This window comes from Kocuria sp. HSID17590, assembly GCF_003989485.1.
Taxonomy (GTDB): Bacteria; Actinomycetota; Actinomycetes; order Actinomycetales; family Micrococcaceae; genus Kocuria; species Kocuria salsicia.
The window spans coordinates 43,519-68,761 of sequence record NZ_RBMB01000009.1; the positions used below are offsets into that span (position 1 = coordinate 43,519).

The following is a 25,243-nucleotide window of genomic DNA, read 5'->3' on the forward strand; positions in this document are numbered from 1 at the left end:
CCGTCTCCCGCTCCGCGAGGTGGGGTGGCGCGCGGGAGCCGGGGTGCGGCGTCGTCGTCATCTCCCGCGGCCGACGACGCCGCGCTCATGCTCGCGGCTGCGGTGCCCGGTCCTCGTGCGGCGTAGAGCCGTCCTGCCCACCCGCGCTGACCAGCGCGGTGCACTCGTCCCGGACCTCCAGGCCACGGCGCACCTCGTCCAGGGCGGGCTCCAGGAAGGTGGTGCGGTAGGTGGCGTCCGTGCCGATGCTCACGATGAAGTTCAGGGCGCTGAACGCGCTCAGCACCAGGCACACCTGCACCAGGGGCTGCGTGACGGGCAGGTTCGCGAAGATGCCGCCGAACTGGATGGGCGGGCTGCCGATCCACTGGGTGGCCGTCACCGGGGAGACCGACAGCACCCCGAAGACCACGTAGAAGACGAAGACCACCACGGCCAGCAGCGTCACCTGGATGAGGCTGATGGACACGCACATGACCGTGATGTTGGCCCGCTCCAGGGGGCGCAGGTCGCGGCCATCCTCGCGGGCGTCGTAGGTGCGGATGATGTCGGAGATCTCGTCCTTGGCGTTCAGCGTGGCCAGGGCGATGCCCAGCGCGCACATCACGCCCACCACGGCCCACGTGCGTCCCATGGACAGCTGCGCGACGACCTGCCAGATCTCCGCGTTGAAGAACGAGAACAGCAGCGCGAGCATGAGGATGGGCAGCACCCGCCCCACCATCGAGCCCAGGTGGCTCAGCTCCCGCGCCGCACGCCGGGACGCCCAGGACGTCACGTCCCCCACGCCCCAGTACGTGGCCAGCAGGATGAGTGCCACCACGATCACGCCGTCGCTGAAACGCACCTTCAGATCCCCGGTGTCCAGCAGCGGCAGCCCCAGCAGCGCCACCACCAGGGCCACCCCGAGCACCGAGCCGACCACGTCCGGTGTGTGCCGCAGGATCACGTGCAGCAGCCACCAGCCCACCGGGAAGAACGCCAGCACGAGCATCCCGGCACCCACCGCGAGCGCCTCCGTGTCACTGGTCGGGAGAGGACCCTCATCCGTGACCTCCTGGAGGCCCTCGGCCATGAGGTTGATGCCGAGGAAGACGATCAGCGCCGCGAACAGCGCCGGCGCGCACCGGGGAACGAGGCCGGCGAGACGGTCCCTCGCCCCGAGGACGAGCGGCAGACCCCGCTGGCGGAGCTCGGTCTGGAGGTCGTGGGCACGCGGCTCTGAGGTCCGCAGGTGACTGGGCATGGGTCCATCTTGGCCCACGGGCCCGCCGGCGACGACGAGCGGCGCGGGACGTGCCCGGGACGGGACCCCTCCGGGGCTGGCTGAGCTCGCGGGACGGGCCTGCGTTAGCGGAGCAAGTGCAGAAAACAGCGTTCAGGTCCGCACTTGCTCCGTTAATGCAGCCGCGGGCCGGGCGCCGCGGGCCTTCGCACCACAAGAAGTGCAGCTTTTGACGGATCCAGGCCCGGAAACGTCACAAGCTGCACTTCATCCGCCAGGGGACGGGCCTGCGTTAACGGAGCAAGTACAGAAAACAGCACCGAAATCCGCACTTGCTCCGTTAATGCAGCAGGCGTCCCCTCACTCGTACGTGTAGAAGCCCCTGCCCGAGTCCATGCCCAGGTAGCCCTTGTCGATGTACTCGGTCTTGACCCGCTCGGCCACCCGCTTCGACTCCTCGGTCCCGGTGTTGAGGTTGATCTGGTAGAGCGTCTCCATGCCCACGTGGTCCAGGATCTGGAACGGGCCGAGCGGCGATCCGGTGGCCGTGCGCCAGGTCTTGTCGATGTCCTCGACCTCCGCCACCCCGTTGATCCACAGGTGGGTGGCCGCACTGAGCAGGGGCACGAGGAGGGTGTTGAGGATGTAGCCCGGCTGCTCCTTCTCCACGTGGATGGGCACCATGCCGATCTCTCCCGCGAACTGCAGCACGGCGGTCACAGCGGCGGGGTCCGTTCCGGCGTGGCCCATGACCTCGCCGGTGTTGTTGCGCCACACCTCGTTGGCAAAGTGCAGTGCCAGGAACCGCTCCGGGTGGCCCGTGGCGTCCGCGATGGCGCTGGGCAGCAGCGTGGAGGAGTTGGTGCAGAACAGGGTTCCCGACGGCGCCGCCGCCCCGATCTGCGCCCACACCTTCCGCTTGAGCTCGAGGTTCTCGGGCACCGCCTCGATCACGACGTCCGCGTCCGCGAGCGCCGCCGCGAGGTCCGTGGTCTCGCTGAGCCGGGCCCGCGCGGCGTCGAGCTGCTCCGGGGTGGCGGCCATGTCCCGCACATACAGCTGGGAGAGCCGTTCCCACTTGGCGGGCAGCTTGGCCACGATCTCGTCGCTGATGTCGTACACGGTCACGTTCTTGCCGAAGTACGCCGCCTGAAACGCGATCTGCGACCCGAGCACTCCGGATCCGATGACGGTGAGTTTCTGCAGCTCAGCCATGATGGGTTCTCCCACTTCCTCGTGAGTCACACGCGCAGGAGTCGGCCTCCCGCGAGTCCGGGGACCACGGGCGTGGCCCTCGTCACTAACCCTACTCGCCCGTAGGTTTCGCGCCAGGGGACGACGACGCCGCACGGCCACCTCCCGCACGCCCCTCACCTTCGAGCTCAGCACCCAGCGCGGAATAGAATTCCGTGGGCGGCAGGTCCGGGCCGCCACCGACAAGGAGCCCCCATGAGTTCGTCCGTGCCCCCGCCCCAGCCACCGCAGCCGAAGCCCCAGCCGCACGAGTCGCATGAGCCGCCGCAGGCGGAGACCGGCACCGCGCGGAACGGGACGGAAGCACCCGCCCGGCGCGGCGTCGTCGACCGCCTGGGCCTGAACTGGCGCGTGCACGGGGACGGCAAGCACGTGGCCCCCGGAGACGTGGTGACCCCGCGGGAGCGGCTGGCGTGGCCGCGGACCATCTCGATCGGTGCGCAGCACGTGGTGGCGATGTTCGGTGCCACGTTCCTGGTGCCGCTGCTCACGGGCTTCCCGCCGGCCACCACGCTGTTCTTCTCGGGCGTGGGCACGGTGCTGTTCCTGGTCGTCACGGCGGGGCGGGTGCCGAGCTACCTGGGGTCCTCGTTCGCGTTCATCGCCCCGATCACCGCGTCCGTGAACCAGTACGGTCCGGGCGGCGCGCTGGGTGGCGTAATCATGGCGGGCGCCGCGCTGTTCCTCATCGGGCTGCTCGTGCAGATCGCGGGCACCGGGTGGCTGCAGAAGCTCATGCCGCCGGCGGTCACGGGCACCATCGTGGCGCTGATCGGCTTCAACCTGGCCCCGTCCGCCAAGGAGAACTTCACCGCCGCGCCCGTCACCGCGCTGGTAACCCTGGGCTCGATCATCCTGATCTCGGTGCTGTTCCGCGGCCTCCTGGGCCGCCTGTCCATCCTGCTGGGCGTGGTCATCGGCTACCTCACCGCCGTGGTCCGCGGCGAGGTGGACTTCACCTCCATCCAGGCGGCGTGGGACGCGCAGGGGCTCTTCGGCCTCCCTCACTTCCAGTCGCCGGAGTTCCACCTCAACCTCGCCGGATTGTTCATTCCGGTGATCCTGGTGCTGGTCGCGGAGAACATCGGGCACGTGAAGTCCGTGGCGCTGATGACCGGCGATGACCTGGACCACTACACCGGCCGCGCCATCATGTCTGACGGTCTGGCCACCATGATCGCGGGCTCCGGCGGTGGCTCCGGCACCACCACGTACGCGGAGAACATCGGAGTCATGGCCGCCACGCGCGTCTACTCCACGGCCGCGTACTGGGTGGCCGCTCTCGTGGCGATCCTGCTGAGCGTCACCCCCGTGTTCGGCGCGGCGGTCGCGACCGTTCCCCAAGGCGTGCTGGGCGGCGCGGCCACCGTGCTCTACGGCATGATCGGCATGCTGGGCGTGCGGATCTGGGTGCAGAACCGCGTGGACTTCTCCAACCCGGTCAACCTCACCACCGCGGCCATCGCCATGATCGTGGGCATCGGCGACTACACCTGGTCCGTGGCCGGGCTCGACTTCGCCGGCATCGCGCTCGGCACCGCCGCCGCCCTGGTGGTCTACCACCTCATGGCGGCCATCGCGCGCGCCCGCGGCTCCGTGGGCTCGGACCCGCTCACCCCGGACACGTCCCAGAGCCCGTCGCCCCTGGGCTGAGGCTCCGCTGGCCCGTTCTTCCCGACGACGACGCCGTGCCGCCGGCTCCGCGCGCGCCGTCGCCACCGGGCGGCGTCGCCTCTCTCCCGCACACCACGGCGGCCCGCACCTGCTGCCGAGGTCCCGGAACAGCACGACGCCCCGCACACGCTCTCGTGTGCGGGGCGTCGGCATGCCAGTGGCCGTTCGGAAGGGACCGGCCGGATCACACCTTGATCGGCGGCTCCGATTTCTCGTCCGCGACCGAGCGGATGCGGTTCAGGTCCACCTCCGCCGCGGTGGCCGGGTCCCACTGCGGGTTCTTGTCCTTGTCCAACACCATGGCGCGTACACCCTCGATGAAGTCGTGCGAGACCGCGGTGTCCTCCGCCATGCGCAGCTCCCGCTCCAGGCAGGAGACCACGTCCTCGTCCGCCGAACCGCGCTCCAGCAGCTCGAACACGCGGGCCAGGGATGTGGGGCTCATGCCGTCCAGGTCGGACCCGGCCTGCGCCACGACCTCCTCCAGGGTCTCCCCCGAGTAGGCCTGCACGATCTCGTCCCAGCGCCCCAGCAGCTCCGAGGCCGGCGCCTCCTTCCCGAACGAGGACACCGCGGCGTCCACCCCGTCCGAGAGCACCGCCGCCATGAACGCGTCCACGTCCGAGGAGTCGATGTAGGTGTCCGCCAGCCCCAGGGCGATCGCGTCCGCACCGTTGAGACGCACGCCACCCAGCCCCAGGTACCGGGCGACGGCGAGGGACTCGCGGCGCGCGGCGTCGTCGTCGATGGCGGCCCCGGCGCCGCGGGTGACGCGCGGCAGGAACCAGCTGGCCCCCACGTCCGTGAAGAAGCCGATCGCGGTCTCCGGCATGGCCATGACCGTGGTCTCCGTGACGATCCGGTGCGAGCCGTGGACCGAGAGCCCCATGCCGCCGCCCATCACGATCCCGTTCATCATGGCCACGTACGGCTTCGGGTAGTTCGCGATGATCGCGTTCATGGCGTACTCGGTGCCAAACGCGTCCCGGATCTCGTCCTCGTGGCCCTCCAGCGCGGCGGTGCGCACCTCCTTGATGTCTCCGCCCGCGCAGAACGCCTTGGGCAGCTCCGAGCGCACGACCACCTCGGTGATCGCGGGATCGTCGCGCCATATCTGCAGCGCGTTGACGAGCTGGTGGTACATGCTGCGGTTCAGCGCGTTCAGGGCCTTGCCCCGGGTCAGCGTGAGCACCCCGGTGTGCCCCTGGATCTCGGCGCGGACGAGCGATTCTTCGGTTGCCTTCATGCTCCCCATGCTAACGAGGGGTGTCGTGGGCGTCACACGCCGGGCACGACGTCGCCCGCCCGGCTCGAGCGCGCGGCCCCCTGCCCGCGGGTGGTCCGGTACGAGTGGTCCGGCACGAGTGATCGGCTCCGTCCCCCTTTTCGTCGTCGCTGCGAGCGTCCTGGCGCGAGCCGGGCCCTCCGTGCCGGAAGGCGGGCGGTGGTTCGGCGCAGGCGCCCGGTGAGGCAGGGAGCCAGGGGCCCGGCGTCGTCGCCCTCTCGCTCCCGCCCTACCCCGCCGCGAGCCGGCGCGCACCCACGGCCCTCACCGTGGCGACCGTGCACAGCGTCCACGTGCACAGCAGCACGAGACAGACGAGGTCCGAGGCGATCCCGAACGCGCGGACCCCCGTGCCACCCTCGAGCCCGTGCAGGCCCAGGCACACCGTGCCGATGGGGAACGTGAGCGCCCACCAGCCCGGGGAGAACGGCATCCCCCGGCGGAACCCGCGCACGGTCACCACGGTGGCCCACACGATCAGGGGAACGCCGCAACTGAGCATCGCGACCCCGTAGACGTTCGCCACCAGCCCGAGAGTGCCCACGTCCTGCGGCAGCACGAAGTGCTCGGCCCGCACCGCGATCGCCTGCGCGGCCGCGGTGGACTGCCCGACGACGCCCAGCGGGATCCACGCGCTCGTCGCCGCCGCGAGGGGCAGCTCGGCCACCCGCCAGTGGTGGTGGTAGGCCACCGCGAAGACCACGAGCCCCAGCACGAGCGCCAGGAAGAAGCACGCGACCGTGACGATCACCAGCAGCAGCTGGCCGGGCCGGGTCTGCAGGTGCGGGACGAGCGCGGCGCCGGTGGTCGCGGAGACCATGGGCGGCACGATGGGCAGGCCCCACGCCGTGGTGGGCGCGCCGACCTCGCGGCCGATCAGGCGCGCGGCGAACCCCAGGGCGGTGAGGATGCCCAGCACGGTGCCCACGCTCCACAGCACGCCGTCCACGGCCCAGGCCGCCCCGGCGAGCGCGGGCCAGTGCGCGGGCACCACGGTGGCGGTCGCGGAGCCAGTCGAGAGCACGCCCATGGACACCATGCCCCACGCGGCCAGCACGGGGATGTCCCGGATGGTCTCCGCGAACACGGCGGGGCGGCGGGCGATCCGCAGGCCGAAGGCCACGGTCAGCCCCACGAACACCACCCACCCGACCACCAGCAGCACGACGGCGAGCGTCCGGCCGCCCGGCAGGTCCCCGCCGAGCGTCTGGGTCAGGGTCGCCGCGATGCCCGTGCCCATGACGGACCCGTACCACTGCGGACCAGGAGGGGGCACGGCGGCACGGGGCCCGGTGGCGGAGTCCGCACGACGCCGCCCGGCGGGGGTTGCTGCGCCGTCTTCCGCTGTCGGGGAGGTCGAGGTGGCCAGGGACTCTCGGACCTCAACAGGAGAGGCCTTGCCGTCCCCGGGAACCGAGGGGTCGCCGGGCAGGGAGCGGGACGCGGCGTCGTCGTCAGGGGCGGAACCCTCCGCGCGGGCGTCGAGCGGTGCGGGACGTTCGAGGGGTGCTGAACGGTCGTGGAGTGCGGGCATGCGTCCAGGGTCCCGCACCATCCAGCACACCCGGTAGCCCGCGAACCGGCATGGCGGATATATCCTCTGGATGTGTCCACATGGCCGGATGTCACCGCGCTCGAGCTGCTGGTCGCCGTGGCCGACCACGGCAGCCTCGCCGCAGCCGCGCGCGCCGTTGGCACGGCCCAGCCGAACGCCAGCAGATCCATGGCACGCCTCGAACGCTCGCTGGGCGTCACCCTCCTGCACCGCTCGACCCGCGGCTCCACCCTCACCCCGGACGGCCTGGTGGTCACCGAGTGGGCGCGGGACGTGGTGGACGCAGCCCGGCGCCTCGCCGACGGCGTGTCCCTCCTCGCGCGCGACGCCGCCCGCACCGCTCCACTGCGGGTCTCGGCCAGCCAGACCGTCGCGGAGCACCTGCTACCCCGCTGGCTGGCGGAGCTGCGGCGCACGCACCCGGACTCACGCGTGCAGGTGACGGTGCACAACTCGCAGGATGTGGTCCAGGACCTCCGGGACGGCGCGACCGACGTGGGGTTCATCGAGAGCCCCGACCCGCCGCAGGACATGCACCACGAGGTCGTGGCACGGGACGAGCTGGTGCTCGTGACCCACCCGCAGCACCCGTGGGCCCAGCGCGGTCACACCGTCACCGCGGCGGAGCTTGCCGCTGCCGCGCTCATCACCCGCGAGGCCGGGTCCGGCACGCGCACCGCCCTGGACCTGGCGCTCGGGCAGCCGGCGGTGTCCCTGTTCGAGATGCCGAGCAACGCGGCGGTGCGGGTGAGTGTGCAGTCGGGGGCGGCACCGGCGGTGCTGAGCCGGCTCGCCGTGGACGAGACCGTGGCAGCAGGAATACTCATACAGGTCCCCACCGAGCTGCACCTCACGCGGGAGCTGCGCGCCCTGTGGGGCGGCCCGCGCCGCACCCGGGGCCTGGCCGCGGAGCTGATAGCGCTGGCGCAGCGCGCGTGTATTTGGCACCCCGGGCGGGCATCTCTACACCTCAGATTCACGACGCGCGCCCGGCCACCGGCAGGGGGCTCGCGACCTCCGCCCGCAGTGTCCCTGCGGCCTGCCTGTCGTTGCGGCTGCGCACGGCTCACACCACAATCAGTGCATGGCGACCGTTACGCTGCACTATCCCGTTGACCCATCGCGCCTGGATCACCTGCCAGACGCAGAGCTGCTGACGGGTCTCATGATCGACCACGCCGCCGCGCTGGGGTGGTCCCAGGGGTTCGACAGGGAGGACGCGGACGTCTGGTCGTGGCAGATCAACGAGGCTCATTGCATGGCGAACGCCAACGGCACTCTGGTCGCGCTGACCGTGAGCCTTCCCGGCGATCGCAGCATTCTTCCCCCGTTCGCGGGCATCGCAATCCACGCTGACGCCGTGCTGCGGCGCGTGGGGCTCCAGGACCCGTCGAGCATCCTCGTCGGATTCACCCCGGGCGAGACGATTCTGCGCGAGCCCGAGAGGTCAGAGATGCTTCGGCGCGCACCCCTCGGGTCCGAAGCTGACGCCCTGGTGACGCTGTATGCCGCGGGACCCGATGCTCCTGTCCACGCCGACAACCCCACAACGACGGCCGCGATACCCGCCCCCAGCGCGGCGTCGTCGTACTCGCCACTGCTCGCCGGTGCGCTGGAGGAATACGCAACGGATGCATTGACCGATCCGGTGGTTCCGGCGGCCCATCTCTCCCATCTCCCGGCAGAACTGGCCGAGATCAGTGAGCACCCGAGCACGCCCTGGCACGTGGTGGACGCCGTGAACTCGAGCGCGTCGGAGTGGAGCCCGCTGCTGGCCGGAGTCCTGGCCAACTCGGTGATGTTTGCCGCCCAGGAAGCAATGGAGCGGCCCGATGACGCAACTCCGGGGAGCGACACCGCGTCCCTCGTCGCGCGGGTGGCCCGGCGAGGAGCACGAGCAACAACTGAATCTGAGGTGTAGAACCGCCCTGCAAATGGCTCCCCGGGCGGGTATCTCTACACCTCAGATTCACGACGCGCACCCGGCCGCCTGCAGCCTCCGCCCACGGGAGGCACACCGCCCCCCCCAGGGGCGGGCCCCACGGATCAGCCGACCTCCTCCAGCGTGGGCACGTGATCCAGCAGCGAGCGCGTGTACGCGTGGCGGGGGTTTCGCAGGACCGTGTCCGTGGGGCCGTAGTCCACCAGCTTGCCGCGTTCCAGCACCGCGAGCTTGTGCGAGATGTGCCGGGCGAGCGCGATGTTGTGAGTCACGAACAGCATGGCCAGCCCGCGTTCGTGCTGCAGCTCGCGCAGCAGCTCGATCACCGAGGCCTGCACGGAGACGTCCAGCGCGGAGGTGATCTCGTCGCACACCAGCACGGACGGCGCGTTCACCAGGGCGCGGGCCACGGCGGCGCGCTGCCGTTCACCGCCGGAGAGCTCGCCGGGGCGGCGGTCGATGTAGCTGCGCCCCAGCCGCACCGCGTCCAGCGCATCCGCCACCGCGGCCCGCCGCTGCTCACGGTTCATGCCCCCGCCCATCTGCAGCGGCACCTGCAGCGAGTCGCCGATGCTGCGCCGCGGGTTCAGGGACGAGAACGGCGACTGGAACACGTACTGGATCCTGCGCCGCTGCTCGTTGCTCCGCCGCCGCGTGCTGGGCGCAAGCACCTCGCCGTCCAGCAGCACGTCCCCCGTGTAGCCGTCGTTGAGGCCGGCCACGCTGCGGGAGAGCGTGGTCTTGCCGGACCCGGACTCCCCCAGCAGCATCGTGGTCTGCCCGGCCTCCAGCTCCAGGTTGATGCCGTCCAGGATCACCGCCGGCCCGTAGGCCATGCGCAGGTCCCGCAGCCGCACCACCGGCTCGTTCTCCCGCCCGGGCACGACGACGCCGCCCGCGCCCCGTTCGCGCGTCACCGCACGCCCGCCCGCGGCCCGGGTCGCTCCGGGTGCGGTTCCACGGACCGAGGATCCCCGGGCGGGGCCCGACGGCTCGGGCCGGGTCGGTTCCCCTGTGCTGTCGGCGAGGCCGAGTCCTGCCGCTGCGCCAGCCTCCGCGGACGTCGCAACGGCCTCCTGTCCAGAAGGCGCCGGGTCGGGCGCGTCGGCTCGAGGCGTGGACACGGCGTCGTCCGCGGTGAAGTGGGTGGCCGCGGAACGGCCGTCGTCCCACGGCGCCCGCACGGAGGCGAGGGGGCTGACCGCGGGGCCGCCGCCCATGACACGGGCACCCTGCATGTCCGGGACGGCCGCCAGCAACGAGCGCGTGTACGGGTGCTCGGGGTGGCGCAGCACCCGCTCCGCGGGACCGTCCTCCACGATCTGCCCGTGCAGCATCACGGCGACGTCGTTGGCGACCTGCGCGACCACGGCGAGGTCGTGGGTGATGTAGAGCCCGGCGACGTCGTGCTTGGTGGTCAGCTGGTAGATGGTCTTGAGCACGAGGTCCTGTGTGGCCACGTCCAGACCGGTGGTGGGCTCGTCCAGGATGATGACGGCGGGCCGGCACGCGAATGCCATGGCGATGCCGATGCGCTGCTGCTGCCCGCCGGAGAGCTGGTGCGGGAAGCGGCGCTGGTAGGCGCTGTCGCTCGGCAGGCCCACCTCGCTGAGCACCTCGGCCACGCGGGCGTCGCGCTCCCGGGCGTTGCGGCCGAACTCGTGGGCGCGCAGCACCTCCGCGATCTGCTCCCCCACGCGCAGCGACCCGTTCAGGGACAGCGCCGGGTCCTGGGGGACGTAGGCGATGGTGCCGCCGCGCAGCTGCCGCATCTGCTTCTCGGACAGCGTGAGCAGGTCCACGGCGTCCCGGTGGAAGCGGGACGCCCCCTCCTGCAGCTCCACGGTGCCGCCGCGCAGCTCCAGCCCCGAGCGCAGGTGGTTCATGCACGCGAGCGCCGCGGTGGTCTTGCCGGACCCGGACTCCCCCACAAGGGCGAGGATCCGCCCGGGGCGCAGCCGGAAGCTGACGTCGTCCAGGATCAGCCCGCCGTCCACGACGCCCAGGCTCAGGTGCTCCACCGCGATCGCGGTCTCCACCGTGGCCTTCGGAACGACGGACGCGCGGCCCTCCGCGCGGGCCCTCTGCTCTGACTTCCTCATCACGACCTCTTCTCCCCGGTGTCCCCGACATCTGCGGTGCCCGCAGCGTCTGCGGTGCTCCCGGCGTCTGCGCTGCCCCCGGCGTCTTTGCTGCTCGAGCGGCCTGCCCGGTCTGAACCTCCTGCGCTGCCCGTGCCGCCCGCGGGGTTCTCAGCGCCGGTCGACGCCGCCCGCTCGGCCGCCTTCTTCCGGGGTCGCCGGGACGATGTGGAGGCCACCCGCCCCGCCGAGGCACCGGCCACGGCGTCGGCGATCAGGTTGGTGCCCACCGTGAGCACCGCGATCGCGAGCACGGGCAGGATCACGCCCCACGGCTGCAGGGACAGGGCGATCCGGTTCTCGTTGATCATCAGGCCCCAGTCCGGGGTGGGCGGCTGCATACCCAGGCCCAGGAAGGACAGCGAGGCCACCGCACCGATCGAGTAGGTCAGGCGCAGCCCCACCTCCACCATGAGCGGGCCCATGATGTTGGGGACCACGTCCCGGGTGAGGATCTTCCACTGCGGCACGGCGTACATCTGGGAGGCGAGCACGTAGTCCTCGGCCACCACCCCGGCGGTCGCCGCGCGGATCACGCGAGCCACGCGCGGTGCGTGGGTCACGCCGATCACGAGCACGAGCACCCACCCCTGCGGGCCCAGCACGGTCACGGCCAGCAGCGCGAACACGAGCTGCGGGATGGCCAGCAGCACGTCCCCGCAGCGCATGATCACGGCGTCCAGCCAGCCGCCACGGAACGCGGCGAGCATGCCCAGCACGGCACCGAGCCCCACGCCCAGCACGGTGGCGAGCGCCGAGTACAGCAGCAGCCGCCAGCCGCCGGCCAGGAAGCGGGAGAGCACGTCCCGGCCCAGGTTGTCGGTGCCGAAGATCCCGCCCTGGAACGGTTTGCCCGCGAACGAGTTGGGGGTGTGCCCGGTCCAGGCCGGCACCACGAAGGGCCCCAGCATGGCCAGCACGAGCACGATCCCTGTGAGCACGAAGCCCAGCTTCGCGGCGGGCTGGGAGAGCACGCGCCGCCCGAAGGACGCCGGCCGGGCGTCCCCCCGGGACGCGGAGTGGTCGAAGTCCGGGGCAGTTCCGGCGTCCCCCGAGCTGGTGGCGGCGCCGCGGGCGCCCTCGGCGCCGTCGCCCGCTGCGAGGGCGTCCTCGGCCACCACGACGTCGCTCGCGGCCGAGGTGCCCCCGGTCTCCCGGGACTGGTGGTCCGTTCTGTCCTGCGCGCTCATGAGTGGGACTCCGTCCGCAGCTTGGGGTTGGCGAGGATCCCGACCACGTCCGCGATCAGGTTCACCACCACGTAGAAGGCGGCGATGATCATGGACAGCGCCTGGACCACCTGCACGTCACGGGTGTTCACGGCGTCCACCATGGCCTGGCCGAGCCCGGGGTAGCGGAAGAGGAACTCGACCACCACGATGCCCCCGGCGAGCCACGCGAGCTGCATGGCCACCACCTGGGCCACGGGGCCGACGGCGTGCGGCAGCGCGTGCTTGAAGATCACCTGGCGCTCGGGCAGCCCCTTGAGCCGGGCCATCTCCACGTACCCGGAGTCCAGGACGTCGATCATGGTGGTGCGGGTCATCCGGATCATGTAGGGCACGACCACGAGGATCAGGGTGAGGGACGGCAGGATCAGCTGCAGGGGGTAGTCCCAGACCTTCATGCCGGGTGCGGCCATGGTGACCGAGGGCAGCAGCGTGAAGACCGTGGTGGACAGCAGGGTGGTCAGCACCACGCCGATCACGAACTCGGGCAGGGCCGCGAGCACCAGCGAGAAGCCGGTGAGCGCCTGGTCCGAGGCGCGGCCGGGGCGCATGGCGGACCACGTGCCGAGCAGCAGTCCCACGGGGATCGCGATCACGGCGGCGATCACCATGAGCACGAGCGAGGCCGAGACCTTGCTCCCGAGCAGGGCGTTCACCGACCCGCCCGTGGCCGCGGAAGTTCCCAGGTCCCCCACGAACAGCCCGCCCAGCCACGTGAGGTAGCGGACGTACCAGGGATCGTTGAGCTGCAACTGCTCCCGCAGCGCGGCCAGCCGTTCCGGCGTGGCCTGCTGCCCCAGGATGGCCTGGGCCGGATCTCCCGGGAGCAGGAGGGTGAAGACGAACACCAGCAGGGACACGGCCAGCAGCACGAAGACCGAGACCCCCAGCCGTTTCAGGATCATGGCAGTCACGCGATCACTTCCCTTCCTGGTCGATCCACAGGTGGCGCATGTGGAAACCGCACACCGGCATGCCGATGCGGTGCGCGAAGCCGCCGCCCACGTAGTTCTGGTAGGCGTCCGCCTGGTTGAAGAACCCCCACGCGATGTACCCGCCCCGCTCGTGGAGCACCTTCTGCGCGTCCTGCATGAGCTGGTTGCGCTGCTTCTCGTCCATCGTGGCGCGGGCCTTCTTGTACAGGGCCCGGAACTCCGGATCCGCCTCGTGGGTCTCGTTGAACGGGGCACCCGGGACGGTGCCCTGCGCGGTCTGGGACAGGAAGTTGCGGGTGTACCAGAAGTCCTGCGAGAAGGGGTACTTCAGGTACCCGTCCCCGAAGAACGTGGTGCTGTCCACGCGGCGCAGCTTCACGGTGATCCCGGCCTCGGCCGCCTGCTCCGCGAAGACCTGGGCGGCCTCCACGGCCCCGGACTGGATGGGGGCGGTGACGAGCTCGACCTCCAGGCCGTCCGGGTGGCCGGCGTCGGCCAGCAGCTTCTTCGCCTTCGCGACGTCCCGTGCGCGCTGCGGCAGCGTGGGCGTGCCGGGGTCGAACGGCGAGTACATGTCGTTGCCCACCGTGCCGTGGCCGGAGAACACCTGCTCCACCATCTGCTCGCGGTCCACCACCAGACGGAACGCCTGGCGCACGCGCGGGTCGTCGAAGGGCGCGGCGTCCACCCGCATGGTGAACGGCAGCCAGTTTCCGGTCTCCGAGAGCACCGTGTGCAGCCGCGGGTCCGTGTTGACCACGTCCACCAGCGCCAGCGGCAGCTGACCAACCACGTCCACCTGGGTGGAGAGCAGTGCGTTGACCAGTGCGTCCTGGTCGTTGAAGTTCAGCAGGTGGACCTCGTCCACGTAGGGCGGTTCGGTCCAGTAGTCCGGGTTGCGCTTGAGCACGGTCACCTGGCCCGGTTCGAACGAGCCGAGGGTGAAGGGCCCGGTGCCCACGGGTTTGGCGGGGTCGTAGTCCACGGGCACGATCCCCATGGAGTTCTGGGCGATCGAGTCCACCAGGGACGCGTCCGGCTCCTTCAGCTCGAACCGTACGGTGCGATCGTCCACCGCCACGGTGCGCTCGAGCAGGGCGAGCGCGGAGGCACCGGTCTTGGGGTCGTCGGGGTCGGTGATCCGCTTGAACGTGGCCACCACGTCCTGGGGCGTGAGGGGCCTGCCGTCGTGGAAGCGCACCCCCTCCCGCAGCCGGAACACCCATTCCCGCCCGCCCTTGCGGGGCTCCGCGGACTCGGCCAGACCGGGGACCAGTTTGTAGTCGGGGTCGAACTCGTAGAGCCGGTCGTACAGCCCCATCACGCGCCCACCGTCCGCGGTGACCACGGGGGCGTGGGCATCCACGCTGTCGGACGCACCGCCGCCGGTCATACCGACCCGCAGGGTCCCGCCGCGCTTGGGCTCACCGGTGGCCCGGGCCGTGCCCGCCCCGGGCTGGCCCCCGCTGCCGCAGCCGGCGAGCGCCAACGACGCCGCCGCGGCGCCCAGTCCCATGAATCCTCTCCGGGACAGCGCCGAGCGCAGCACGGCGCCCGTGGTGGTGAGCGGTGCAGCCTCGGGCGGGGCCGCTGCGCGGCGGGGCGCGGCCCGTCGTCCGGGTGGCTGGATGGGGGGTGGCACTGGATTCATGGTTCCTCGCAGGCGGCGTGGTCGCGGGCATGGTCGTCGTGCGCAGAGGCAACGACGCAGAGCGGCGGAAGGGGAGGGCGCGACAGCCCCACGCAGGGGATGCCGAGCGGCGCGGAGCCAGCTACGGGATCTTGCTGAGGCGCGCGGCCACCACGCGGTGTCCCCGCAGGGGCGTCTGAGCGGTGAGGCGACGGCGGTAGATCGCGGGCTGCGAGCGGCGTGCACCGCCGCGGCGGGAGGGCATCCCAGTCCCGCCCGGGCGGCCACCGACGGGAAGGACGAGGGCAGGGCTCTGGCGCATGCAGTGCACGTGGCCTCCCTGGGCTCGTCGGAGCGGGTCTCGCGGCGCACGGGGTGCTTGTCAGCCCGTTCGTGGCCTCGATCACGTTCCACGCTACCGTGCCGGGGCACCCGAAGGGGTGAAGCAGAGGACTTCACGGGAACGCGTCGGCCGCTCCTCGCCCGCCGCTGGGGAGGTCACGGGCCGGGGCGGCCGGGCGCCTCCACGCTGCACGGGTCCGTGCCGACGTCGGCGCTGAGCGTCAGAGCGAGGGGTCAGCCCTGGGCCTCGGTCCTGGGGCTCAGTCCTGGGAGTCCGGCGGCCACTGGCCCCGGCGGAGGAGCACGTCCCGGAGCAGGTCCGCGCGGTCGGTGATCAGCCCGTCCACCCCGAGGTCCAGCAGCCGGTCCATGTCCGCGGGCTCGTTGACGGTCCACACCTGCACGCGCAGCCCCTCCCGGTGGGCGAGGTCCAGGAACTGGCGGGTCACGATCCGCACGGTCACCCGCCGCCCCAGGGGCAGCTCGAGGGTGTGCCGTTCCGGCAGCTGGAGGGTGTCGAAGGGGGCGACGACGCGGGACCACGCTGCCCGGTGCGCCGCCCACAGGGCGTGCGCGATCCGCGGGGAGACCCTGTCCGTGAGGGGTGCGACCGCCGCGACGGCGAGGAACCCCGCCATGCCGAGCGTCCCCGCGGAGGTCTTGACGCGCCGCCCGGTGAGCCGGGAGAGCGCGGCGAGCGTGCGGCGTCGTCGTGACTCGGAGAAGGACGTGACGCGCACGCGGTCCGCGGCGCCCTCCCGTGCGAGGACCTCGGGCAGGGCGGCCACGGAGGCCTCGTCCTTGACGTCAATGTTCAGGCGCGCGTCCGGCAGCGCGCGCAGCAGCTCCTCGAGCGTGGGGATGCCGTGCTCGCCGCCGATCCGCAGCTCGCGCAGCTGCTCCCACGCGAGGTCGTTGACCGCGCCGGTGGTGCCCGTGACGCGCTCCAGCGTGGGGTCGTGGAACGCCACGACCACGCCGTCCCGGGTGGTGTGCACGTCCGTCTCCAGCCACACGAATCCGAGTTCCGCGGCCGCCTCGAACGCCGCGAGGGTGTTCTCGTGGCCGTCCGGGGAGAAGCCGCGGTGGGCCAGGGCGGCCGGGTTCCGGCGCCCGGGACCCGGCACATGATCGGGACGCGACGCCGCCGCGGGACTCTCAGGCACGGTCGGTCTCCTTCTCTCCATCGTGGCGGCGGGCACCTTCAGGGGCACGGTCGTCGGCGCGATCACGGGTGCGGTCGTCGGCACCGTCACGGGCTCTGTCGCCGGAGACCGAGGCGAGGTACTCCTCAATCACCTGCGCCACGCCGTCCTCCGTGAACGCGGGCGCGGTGCGGGGCACCGCCGCGACCACGCCGGGATGCCCGTCCGCCATCGCGTAGCCGCGCCCGGCCCACGTGAGCATCTCGAGGTCGTTGGGCATGTCTCCGAAGGCCATCACCTCGGCGCTGGAGATGCCGAGCTCGGCGGCGAAGCGTTCCAGCGTCCGCGCCTTGGTCAGTCCGCGCTGGCCCATCTCCACGAGCGGGGCGGCGGCCACGGAGTGGGTCACGGACAGCCGGTCCCCCACGATCTCCCGGACGCGCTCGAAGTACGCGGCGGGATCGGCGTCGTCCAGCTTGGCCAGCAGCTTGACCACCTCCGTGCCCGGGGTCAGCGACTCGGTGAGCGGGGCCTCCGTGATGCCCTCGATCTCCATGCGGTCGGTGCGTGACCAGCCGAGGTCCGTGTGCACGGTGTCCAGGGTCTCCGCGGCGAACAGCGAGCCGGGGCAGGCACGGGTGATGTCCTCGACCACGGGAACGGCATCGCCCACGTCGAACACGCTCGCCTCCAGGATCCGCTCGGTCCCGGGGTCGTAGATCACGGCGCCGTTGGAGCAGATGACCACGCCGACGTCGTCGAGCTGCTCGTGCAGCGGGTGCAGCCAGCGCGAGGGGCGCCCGGTCACGAAGACCACCTGGATCCCGGCGTCCCGCGCGGCGGTGATGGCCGCGACGGTACGGGGCCGGAAGCGGAAGTCGTGACCGAGCACCGTCCCGTCCAGGTCGCTCGCGATCAGACGGACGGGCGGCTCGGAAGGCCCTGTGTGCTCCGGCACGCGCGCTCAGGCCACTTCGTAGACGGGCGTGAGGAACGCCCGCCCGATGGCGTGCGAGAAGAGGTTGAAGTTCACCACGGCGGGGCTCGAGCTCTCGTCCACCTCCAGCTCGGGGACGTCCACCGCGGTCACGCAGATGATGTAGCGGTGCGGGCCGTGGCCCTCGGGAGGCGCGGCACCCAGGTACTCGTCGGTGCCGCCGTCGTTGCGCTGCTTCACGGCACCCTTCGGGGGGTTCGACGCCGCCCCGGTCGCCAGTTCCGTCACGTCCGCCGGGATGTTGGACAGGCACCAGTGCCAGAACCCGCTGGGGGTGGGGGCGTCCGGGTCGAACATCGTGACCACGTAGGACTTCGTGCCCTCGGGAGCGCCGCTCCAGGACAGCTGCGGGGAGACGTCCTCTCCCCCGGCGCCCATGATCCCGGAGACCTGGGGCGTGGCGAACGTGGCGCCCTCCGTCACGTCCGTGGACGTCACGGTGAACTCGGGGAGCTCGGGCAGGTCGGCGTAGGGGTGGCGGTCGTACATGACGGTGTTCCTCTCGTCGTGCGGATCGGGCTTCTGATGACCGGGCGGGGCCGCAAGGATGTGGGCCCCAGCAGTGCGGGCCGCCACGGAGTGGGCCCCGGCGGGTCAGGAGGTGACGGGCAGGTCCTCGCGCGTGGGCAGGTCCGCCCCGGCGCGGGAGACGGTGACCCCGGCGGCGGCCGCGGCGTAGAGCAGCAACTCGGTGACCTCGTCCGCGCTGAGCTCCTCCAGGGACGTGGCCGCGGAGGCGCCCAGGATCTCGCGGTCCGCGAGGGCGGAGAGCAGCGCGGCCATGAAGGAGTCCCCGGCGCCCACGGTGTCCGCGACGGTGACGTGCGCGGCCGGGACGGACACGCCGTCGGACCCGGTGCCTCGGTTCACGGCCCACGGGCCCTGACCGCCGCGGGTGACCACCACTAGACGGGGCCCGGCCTTGAGCCAGGCGCGCGCGGTCTCCTCGACGCTGCGGTGCGGGTAGAGCCAGAGCAGGTCCTCGTCCGAGGCCTTGACCACGTGGGACAGCGCGACGATCCGCTCCGCCCGGGCGCGCGCATCGGAGGAGTCCGGGATGATCGTGGGGCGGCAGTTGGGGTCGTAGGAGACCAGGGCGGTGCGCTGCGCGCGCTCCACGGCCTCGCCCACCACGGTGGCGCCGGGTTCGAGCATCGCGCCGATCGAGCCCACGTGCAGCAGGGAGGTGTCCTCCAGCAGTTCGTCGATCCGCGCGGAGTCCACGTCCAGGGACCAGTCCAGCTGGAAGTCGTAGGTGGCCGCACCGTGCTCGTCCAGGTTCGCCTGGGCCACGGAGGTGGGGCGGGCGTCCGCCTCGAACGGCAGCGCCACACCGTTGCCGCGCAGGTGCTCCACCACCTGGTGGCCGTAGTCGTCCTGCCCGTAGCGGCCCAGGAACTGGACCTCCTGGCCCAGCCGGGCGAGTCCCACGGCCACGTTCATGGGGCTTCCGCCCACGTGCGCGCGGGGTTCTGCGCCGCTGCGGGACACCACGTCCACGAGGGCCTCGCCGATCACCGTCAACATGGCACCACGGTAGCAAAAGGGGGCGCCCGTGACCCGGCTGTGGAGGACCGCGCGCATGGGCAGGGCACGTGCGGGACGTCCGACCACGACGTCGAGCCCGGACGGCCCGTTCGGGCCGCTCCCTCGGGCGGGGCGCTCGAGTGGCGGCGTTTCGACGTCGTGCCCAGACCATGCCACCCCCGGGCCACCTGTGGGGGCCGCGGCGTCATCCTGCGGCACAGATCGGGGCCGCCCCCGCGGACCCGTAAACTGGGCGGCGACGAGCAGCGCCGCTCACGAGGCGCGCCACCCCGCCAGTCCGCGCACCGTCGCGCGACTCCAAGACGGCCCAGACGACGACGTCCCGGGCCGAGGAAGAAGGTTGCTCATGAGCGCCACCTGGTCCGAACGAGAAGCCCTCGCCGAGCAGCTGGTCCCCCTGGTGGGGCAGCTGCACCGCAACAACAAGGTTGTCACCACCGTGTTCGGGCGCTCCCTGGTGCACAAGTCCGTCACGGACATCATCAAGGTCCACCGCTTCGCGCGCCGCATCCTGGGCGAGGAGCTGCCCCTGGACAGGACCCTGGAGATCGTCACGGCCCTGGGCGGCCTGGACCTGGGCGCCTGCAACGTGGACGTCGCCAAGCTCTACCAGGGCTTCTCGGAGTCCGGCGCCACGGACCTGGACGCGTACCTGCGCGAGGCGCTCGCCCCCGCGGTGGGCCAGCACGGCAGCAACGACGCCGAGACCCGGGACGTGGTGCTCTACGGCTTCGGCCGCATCGGCCGGCTGCTCGCGCGCATCCTGCTCAACCGCAACGACGGCACGGGCCTGAACCTGCGCGCCGTCGTGGTGCGCAAGAAGCCCGGAAACGACCTCGTCAAGCGCGCCTCGCTGCTGCGCCGCGACTCCGTGCACGGCTCCTTCGACGGCACCATCACGGTGGACGAGGAGAACAACGTGATCACCGCCAACGGCGTGCCGATCCAGTTCATCTACGCGAACTCCCCCTCGGAGATCGACTACACCGAGTACGGCATCCACGACGCCCTGGTGGTGGACAACACCGGCGTGTGGCGTGACGAGGAGGGCCTCTCCCAGCACCTGCAGGCCAAGGGCGTGGGCAAGGTGCTGCTCACCGCCCCCGGCAAGGGCGAGATGAAGAACATCGTGTGCGGCGTCAACGACAAGGACATCTCCCCGGAGGACACCATCCTCTCCGCGGCGTCCTGCACCACGAACGCGATCACCCCGGTCATCAAGGTCCTCAACGACGAGTACGGGATCGTGCAGGGCCACGTGGAGACCGTGCACTCCTACACGAACGACCAGAACCTGATCGACAACTGGCACAAGGGCGACCGCCGCGGCCGCTCCGCCGCCATGAACATGGTGATCACGGAGACCGGTGCCGCGAAGGCCGTGGCCAAGGCCCTGCCCGTGATGCAGGGCAAGCTCACTGGCAACGCGATCCGCGTTCCCACCCCGGACGTGTCCATGGCCATCCTGAACCTCCAGCTGGAGAACGCCCCGGCGGACAAGGACCAGGTCAACGCGTTCCTCAAGGACATGTCCCTGAACTCGCCCCTGCGCAAGCAGATCGACTACGTGGACTCCCCGGACGTCGTCTCCACGGACCTCGTGGGCTCCCGCCGCGCCGGTGTGGTGGACGGGCTCGCGACCATCGTGAACAACAACTCCGTGGTCCTCTACGTCTGGTACGACAACGAGTTCGGCTACTCGTGCCAGGTGGTGCGCGTCATGGCCCGCATGGCGGACATCTCCATGCTGCAGCTGCCGTAGCCAGCCCTTTCGCGGCAGTGCCCCGGCACGACGGCGCCCGGTGACCTTCCCCGCGGAGGGTCGCCGGGCGCCGTCGTCGGTGGTCACGGGGGCCGCCGGCCTCCGTCCTCTCAGGACGTCCCGTCAGGAGGTCGCGGAGCGGCTGACCTCGCCGATCGCGTTGAGCCCGAACATGGGCGTGCCGTTGACTCGGTGGTCGCCCACGATGCGCGCCTTGTAGATCACCGGGTTGTGCGTGGCGATGGTGCGGGCGTTGCGCCAGAACCGGTCCAGGGCCTTGGAGCGGGACACGGCCGAGGCGCCCAGGACGTCGAAGATCCCGTCCGTGACGTCCTTGACCAGCCCCGGGACCACCACGTGGGCCTGGGCCACGGCGAGCTCGCACGCGTTCGTCAGCTCCTCGGGGTCCGTGATCCGGGGGTCCTGGCCGAGAACGCCCACGGCGGCGTCGACGTCGCGCGCGGCTTGCAGCACGATGGCGCGCGCCGCGGCCGCCTGGGCACTGAGTTCGCCCACGCGCTGCAGGACCTGGGGGTCCTCGCGGGTCACCGCACCGTTGCCGGTGTTGAAGCCGCGGGTCCGGGCGCGCACCTGATCCGCCGCGGCGGTCGCGGCGGCCACCGCGATGCCCGCCTCCACCGAGAGCAGCACCAGCTGGAAGACCGCGGTCTCCTGCGTGCTGCGACCGTCCCTGTTCCGCACGTTCTCCGCCGGCACCCGGACACCGCGGAAGTGGGTGGTCCCCGTGCCTGTGAGCTGCTGCCCGAAGCCGTCCCAGTCGTCGACCATCTCCACGCCGTCCCAGTCGCTGCCCACGAGCGCGTGGGAGCGGGCCTCCTGTCTGGGGATCTGCGCGGTGACCTGGATCCAGTCCGAGAAGATCGACCCGGTCGAGTAGTACTTGGTGCCGTTGAGCTCCCACGCACTGTCCGGCGCCGTGCCGTTCTGTACCGCGCCGTCCGGCTCCGAGCGGACCAGGCTCGTGGCCGCGGTGCCCAGCGCGGCGCCGGAGCGCTCGGTGGCGGCGTTGCCCACGGTCTCGCCCGCCGCGACGCGCGGGAACCAGACGTCCGCCTCCTCCGCGCCCAGGCTCGCGAGGAAGCCCAGGTGGGAGCGGTAGACGTGGGCCACGCTGGAGTCCGCGGCGGCGAGTTCCACGAGCAGCTCCACCGTCTGCGCGAGAGTGGCGCCGTAGCCGCCCCGGGCCACCGGCAGGGTCAGCGCCCCGAAGCGCAGCGCGTTGAGCCAGCCGAAGCACTCGAACGGCAGCTCGTGGTCCTGCTCGCGGGCCACGGCGCGCTCGGCGATCCGCGCGAACACGGGGCGGAAGACCCGCAGCAGCTCCTCGGTGGGGATCTCGCCGGTGGGCGGGAAGCGGGTGGCGCGGGCGTCGTCCGTGACCGCCCCGGCGGCGGCCGCCTCCCGCAGCGCGGTGGCAGCGGCGGCCTCCTCGGCCACGTCCCGTGCGGCGGCCTCGCGGGCCAGGGTGCGGGGGGATTCGGTGATCTGGGTGGTGCTCATGCGCTGACGGCTCCCTGCGTCGGACCCGCACCGCGCGCCGTGCCCCTCAGGCCGGGATGCGCACGAGGACCGCGCGGTGGACCCGGCCACCCCCGGGCGACGCCCGCGCACGTGGGGCGCGGACGAGCCCGCCGCGGGAAAGGCGACGGTCACCGAAGCGGTCAGCGGAGCAGAGCACTGTCCATCGGCCGTGGCGGGAGCACCGGCCCGTGACACGGGTGGTTGCTGCGGCGTCGACGAGCCACGTCTCTCGGCCGCTCTGGATGGCGTTACGCGCTCAATTCATCACGCGGGCGGCGAGGGTGTCAACGCGCGTGTCCTCCCGTGACCGGCTCAGCCCTTCCAGAAGCTCGCGACCGCGGCGTTCAGCGCCAGCAGGTCCCCGGTGTGCACGAGCTCGCGCGCCGAGTGCATCGACAGCAGCCCCACGCCCACGTCCAGCGTGCGCATCCCCAGCCGGGTGGCGGTGATGGGCCCGATGGTCGAGCCGCACGGGATGTCGTTGTTCGCCACGAACTCCTGGTACCCGATCCCGGCGTCCTCGCAGATCCCGGCCCACAGTGCGGCGCCCACGGCGTCCGTCGTGTAGCGCTGCTTTGCGTTGATCTTCAGCAGGGGCCCGCGGCCGGGCTCGGGCGTGTTGACCGGGTCGTGGTGGCCCTCGTAGTTGGGGTGCACCAGGTGCCCGGCGTCCGAGGAGAGGCACACCGAGGCCGCGATCTCCCGCAGGTGCTCCTCCCGCGACTGCCCGCGGGCGGCCGCAATGCGTTCCAGGACGTCCTCGAGGAACGGTCCGCCCGCACCGGAGCGGGTCTCGGAGCCCACTTCCTCGTGGTCGAACGCCGCCAGGATGCTCACGTGCGGAGCGGCCTCCAGCTCCGCCACGTGATCGGTCATGGCGCGCAGTCCCGCGTACACCGAGGTCAGGTTGTCGAGCCGCCCGCTCGCGAGCAGGTTGGACTGCGCCCCGATGAGCTCGGGAGATTGGGTGTCCGCCACGGTGATGTCGTAGCCCAGGATGTCCTCCGGTGCCACGGCCTCGAACGCCTGTTCACCGGCCGACGACGGCGCGTGCGCCGCCCGCGCGAGCACCGCCAGGAAGTCCGCGTCCTGCGCGTCCCCCACGCCCCACACGGGCTGGGTGTGGCGCTGCTTGTCCAGGGTGAGGGCCTCGTTGGCGCTGCGGTCCAGGTGGATGGCGAGCTGCGGGATCCGGGCGACGGGTCCGGTGGCGCTCAGCACCTCGCGGGGTCCGTTCTCCCCGCGCACCACGAGGCGCCCGGCGAAGCGCAGGTCCCGGTCCAGCCAGGAGTTCAGCAGCGCGCCGCCGTAGACCTCCACCCCGGCCTGGTACCAGCGGTGGGAGACGGTGGTGGGGCGGGGCTTGAGCTTGAAGCCCGGCGAGTCGGTGTGGGCGCCCAGCACGCGGTAGCCCGCACCGGCCACGGCACCGGGCGGCAGCACCCAGGCGATCAGGGCGCCGTCGCGCACCGCGTAGTAGCGGCCCCCGGGGCCCTCCGGCCAGGCCTCGGTCTCCGAGAGGCGCGTGAAGCCGGCGGCGTCCAGCGCGGCGGCGGCCGTGGCGACGGCGTGGAACGGGCTGGGCGAGGCGGTGACGTACTCCCCCAGACCACGCGCGAAAGCGGCCTCCGGGGTGGAGCCCGTCGCGGCGTCGTCGGCGGACGGGGAGCTCACGTGTGATCTATTCGTCATGGACCCCAGTGTAGGAGGGGCCCTCCGGGCGGCCCCGGTCCGCCGGGGGCATCGGCTGCGGCTGCCCCTGCGAGGTGCGGGTGTCCAGCACGCCCACCCAGCGCCCCTGGGCGTCGCGGACCGAGTAGGGACCGTACTGCGGCGGCAGCGTCATGTAGGTCTGGGTGATGGGGTTGAGCACGTAGGCGGCCAGGCCGGAGGAGTCCGCGGCGATCGCGGCGGGGCGGGCGTGCAGCTCGGGCATCCGCGGGGGTGCGGGCGGCGGCGGGAGGATCACGGTGCGCGTGACAGCGAGGGCCGGACGACGGCGCACGAGCCAGAACACGATCGCCAGGTAGACGCCGTTGAGGATCACCTCGAAGACCACGTCCGAGGGGCTGCCGGAGGTCTCGTTCATGTCCGCGAGACCGACCATGCCCATGGCGGTGACCACCATGTTGTTCACGGTGTGCAGCGCGATCCCGGCCTCCAGGCCGCCCGTGCGCCACGTGACGACGCCCATGGTCACGGCCATGATCCCCACGGAGATCTGCCCCCACACGTCGTAGGTGTGGCCGAGCACGAACAGCGGCACCGGCAGCAGGATGGCCCACGCGGGGTGCTTGAGCCAGCGGCCGATGGTCTGCGCGAGGTAGCCGCGGAAGACCAGCTCCTCGGCCGTGCACTGCAGGGGTACCACCACGAGCCACAGCACCACGAGCCACCCGAAGCCCGGCGCCAGTTCGAGCTGCGGGACGCCGCCGCCGGTGACCATGTCCAGGCCGATCCCCACGGCGTTGACCACCACGTACACGGCCGCCGCGGCCCCCAGGCACGTGAGCAGCCACGTCCAGCGGATGCGTCCGGCCACGGAGAAGACCAGCCCCAGCGGGCGGGGCCCCAGCACCAGGCGGGCCAGCAGCACACTGGGCAGCATCAGCGCCACGGAGCCGAAGAGCAGCAGGAACACCGCCGGGTCCAGCTGGTCCATCGCCAGGACGTCCTCGGACAGGGACTCCGGGAGGGTGAACGCGATGGCGATCCCGAACAGGATGCTCAGTACCAGGTAGATGCCCACCCCGATGACACCCTCCACCAGGGGCATCCACCAGCGGTGGTTGCGGTCCGCGAGCGCGAGCCGGTGGTAGAAGAACGTGCGGGTGGTGCCCGCGCTGATCGGGCCGGGGGCGGAGACCGGGCCCGGGACGTGGCCGCCGTCGGACGGCCGGGCCAGGCCGTGCGCACCCGGGTTCTGCACGCCGGGATCCTGCGCACCGGGGTCCCTGCGGCGGGGCTGCTCACCCTGCTGCGGGGGTGTCGGGCGGGACCACGGGGCGCTCGGCTGACTCATGCGTCCACGGTAGCG

Annotated in this window: 18 protein-coding genes, 1 pseudogene and 1 riboswitch; of the genes and pseudogenes, 4 read left to right on the plus strand and 15 right to left on the minus strand. The window is 71.9% G+C overall.

What is annotated here, in order from left to right; all coding sequences use genetic code 11:
• Positions 1-85 precede the first annotated feature (85 nt).
• Together D8M39_RS04695 and D8M39_RS04700 are read right to left on the minus strand one after the other, a co-directional pair.
• Entirely contained in the window at positions 86-1,246 is a 1,161-nt protein-coding gene (locus D8M39_RS04695) for a hypothetical protein (RefSeq protein WP_126874525.1), read from the minus strand.
• Between the two features lie 339 nt (positions 1,247-1,585).
• Positions 1,586-2,440 (minus strand): 3-hydroxyacyl-CoA dehydrogenase, encoded by an 855-nt coding sequence (locus D8M39_RS04700; RefSeq protein ID WP_126874526.1) that lies wholly within the window; start codon positions 2,438-2,440, stop codon positions 1,586-1,588.
• A gap of 234 nt (positions 2,441-2,674) precedes the next feature.
• Here D8M39_RS04700 and D8M39_RS04705 point away from each other — a divergent pair, with 234 nt between their 5' ends.
• Positions 2,675-4,132 (plus strand): uracil-xanthine permease family protein, encoded by a 1,458-nt coding sequence (locus tag D8M39_RS04705; protein WP_238693958.1) that lies wholly within the window; start codon positions 2,675-2,677, stop codon positions 4,130-4,132.
• A 205-nt stretch (positions 4,133-4,337) separates the two neighbouring features.
• Here D8M39_RS04705 and D8M39_RS04710 read toward each other — a convergent pair whose 3' ends face one another.
• Positions 4,338-5,399 carry an enoyl-CoA hydratase/isomerase family protein gene (locus D8M39_RS04710; protein WP_238693959.1) on the minus strand — a complete coding sequence of 354 codons (1,062 nt, stop codon included), beginning with the start codon at positions 5,397-5,399 and terminating at the stop codon, positions 4,338-4,340.
• A gap of 268 nt (positions 5,400-5,667) precedes the next feature.
• Positions 5,668-6,972, minus strand: coding sequence for a TDT family transporter (locus D8M39_RS04715; RefSeq protein ID WP_232300306.1), 1,305 nt, complete (start codon positions 6,970-6,972; stop codon positions 5,668-5,670).
• A gap of 72 nt (positions 6,973-7,044) precedes the next feature.
• Here D8M39_RS04715 and D8M39_RS04720 point away from each other — a divergent pair, with 72 nt between their 5' ends.
• Together D8M39_RS04720 and D8M39_RS04725 are read left to right on the plus strand one after the other, a co-directional pair.
• Positions 7,045-8,109 carry a LysR substrate-binding domain-containing protein gene (locus tag D8M39_RS04720; protein WP_174233456.1) on the plus strand — a complete coding sequence of 355 codons (1,065 nt, stop codon included), beginning with the start codon at positions 7,045-7,047 and terminating at the stop codon, positions 8,107-8,109.
• Positions 8,078-8,914: a hypothetical protein gene (locus D8M39_RS04725; RefSeq protein ID WP_126874528.1), complete on the plus strand. Its 837-nt coding sequence runs from the start codon at positions 8,078-8,080 to the stop codon at positions 8,912-8,914. The genes D8M39_RS04720 and D8M39_RS04725 overlap by 32 nt, the downstream gene beginning before the upstream one ends.
• Positions 8,915-9,039: 125 nt before the next feature.
• On the opposite strand, the gene D8M39_RS04730 is transcribed toward D8M39_RS04725, so the two are convergent.
• The 8 genes and pseudogenes from D8M39_RS04730 to D8M39_RS04765 form a co-directional block, all read right to left on the minus strand.
• Positions 9,040-11,037: an ABC transporter ATP-binding protein gene (locus tag D8M39_RS04730; protein ID WP_126874551.1), complete on the minus strand. Its 1,998-nt coding sequence runs from the start codon at positions 11,035-11,037 to the stop codon at positions 9,040-9,042.
• 217 nt (positions 11,038-11,254) lie between these two features.
• A pseudogene (locus tag D8M39_RS04735) lies at positions 11,255-12,266 on the minus strand (ABC transporter permease); the annotation flags it as partial.
• Positions 12,263-13,219: an ABC transporter permease gene (locus tag D8M39_RS04740; protein WP_055084794.1), complete on the minus strand. Its 957-nt coding sequence runs from the start codon at positions 13,217-13,219 to the stop codon at positions 12,263-12,265. The gene D8M39_RS04740 and the pseudogene D8M39_RS04735, both read right to left, overlap by 4 nt.
• Positions 13,220-13,223: 4 nt before the next feature.
• The gene (locus D8M39_RS04745; protein ID WP_238693960.1) at positions 13,224-14,891 is read right to left on the minus strand and encodes an ABC transporter substrate-binding protein; all 1,668 of its coding nucleotides are present in this window, start codon (positions 14,889-14,891) and stop codon (positions 13,224-13,226) included.
• 581 nt (positions 14,892-15,472) lie between these two features.
• The gene (locus D8M39_RS04750) at positions 15,473-16,378 is read right to left on the minus strand and encodes a glycerophosphodiester phosphodiesterase family protein (RefSeq protein ID WP_238693961.1); all 906 of its coding nucleotides are present in this window, start codon (positions 16,376-16,378) and stop codon (positions 15,473-15,475) included.
• Entirely contained in the window at positions 16,371-17,315 is a 945-nt protein-coding gene (locus D8M39_RS04755; RefSeq protein ID WP_238693962.1) for an HAD family hydrolase, read from the minus strand. Before D8M39_RS04755 ends, D8M39_RS04750 begins: the two co-directional genes overlap by 8 nt.
• A gap of 6 nt (positions 17,316-17,321) precedes the next feature.
• Positions 17,322-17,843, minus strand: coding sequence for a YbhB/YbcL family Raf kinase inhibitor-like protein (locus D8M39_RS04760; RefSeq protein WP_055082979.1), 522 nt, complete (start codon positions 17,841-17,843; stop codon positions 17,322-17,324).
• A gap of 105 nt (positions 17,844-17,948) precedes the next feature.
• A complete protein-coding gene (locus D8M39_RS04765) occupies positions 17,949-18,881 on the minus strand; it encodes a carbohydrate kinase (protein ID WP_126874530.1) in 933 nt (310 codons plus the stop codon).
• 367 nt (positions 18,882-19,248) lie between these two features.
• Between D8M39_RS04765 and D8M39_RS04770 the strand changes: the two genes are divergently transcribed.
• Positions 19,249-20,664, plus strand: coding sequence for a glyceraldehyde-3-phosphate dehydrogenase (locus D8M39_RS04770; RefSeq protein WP_055082983.1), 1,416 nt, complete (start codon positions 19,249-19,251; stop codon positions 20,662-20,664).
• A gap of 123 nt (positions 20,665-20,787) precedes the next feature.
• Here the strand turns inward: D8M39_RS04770 and D8M39_RS04775 are convergent, their stop codons facing one another.
• From D8M39_RS04775 to D8M39_RS04785, 3 genes are all read right to left on the minus strand, one after another.
• Positions 20,788-22,185, minus strand: a complete 1,398-nt coding sequence (locus D8M39_RS04775) for an acyl-CoA dehydrogenase family protein (RefSeq protein ID WP_126874531.1) — start codon at positions 22,183-22,185, stop codon at positions 20,788-20,790.
• Between the two features lie 178 nt (positions 22,186-22,363).
• A riboswitch (SAM riboswitch) is annotated at positions 22,364-22,455 on the minus strand.
• A 63-nt stretch (positions 22,456-22,518) separates the two neighbouring features.
• Entirely contained in the window at positions 22,519-23,898 is a 1,380-nt protein-coding gene (locus D8M39_RS04780) for a M18 family aminopeptidase (RefSeq protein ID WP_094393482.1), read from the minus strand.
• The gene (locus D8M39_RS04785) at positions 23,888-25,228 is read right to left on the minus strand and encodes a CPBP family intramembrane glutamic endopeptidase (protein WP_126874532.1); all 1,341 of its coding nucleotides are present in this window, start codon (positions 25,226-25,228) and stop codon (positions 23,888-23,890) included. The genes D8M39_RS04780 and D8M39_RS04785 overlap by 11 nt, the downstream gene beginning before the upstream one ends.
• Positions 25,229-25,243: the final 15 nt, after the last annotated feature.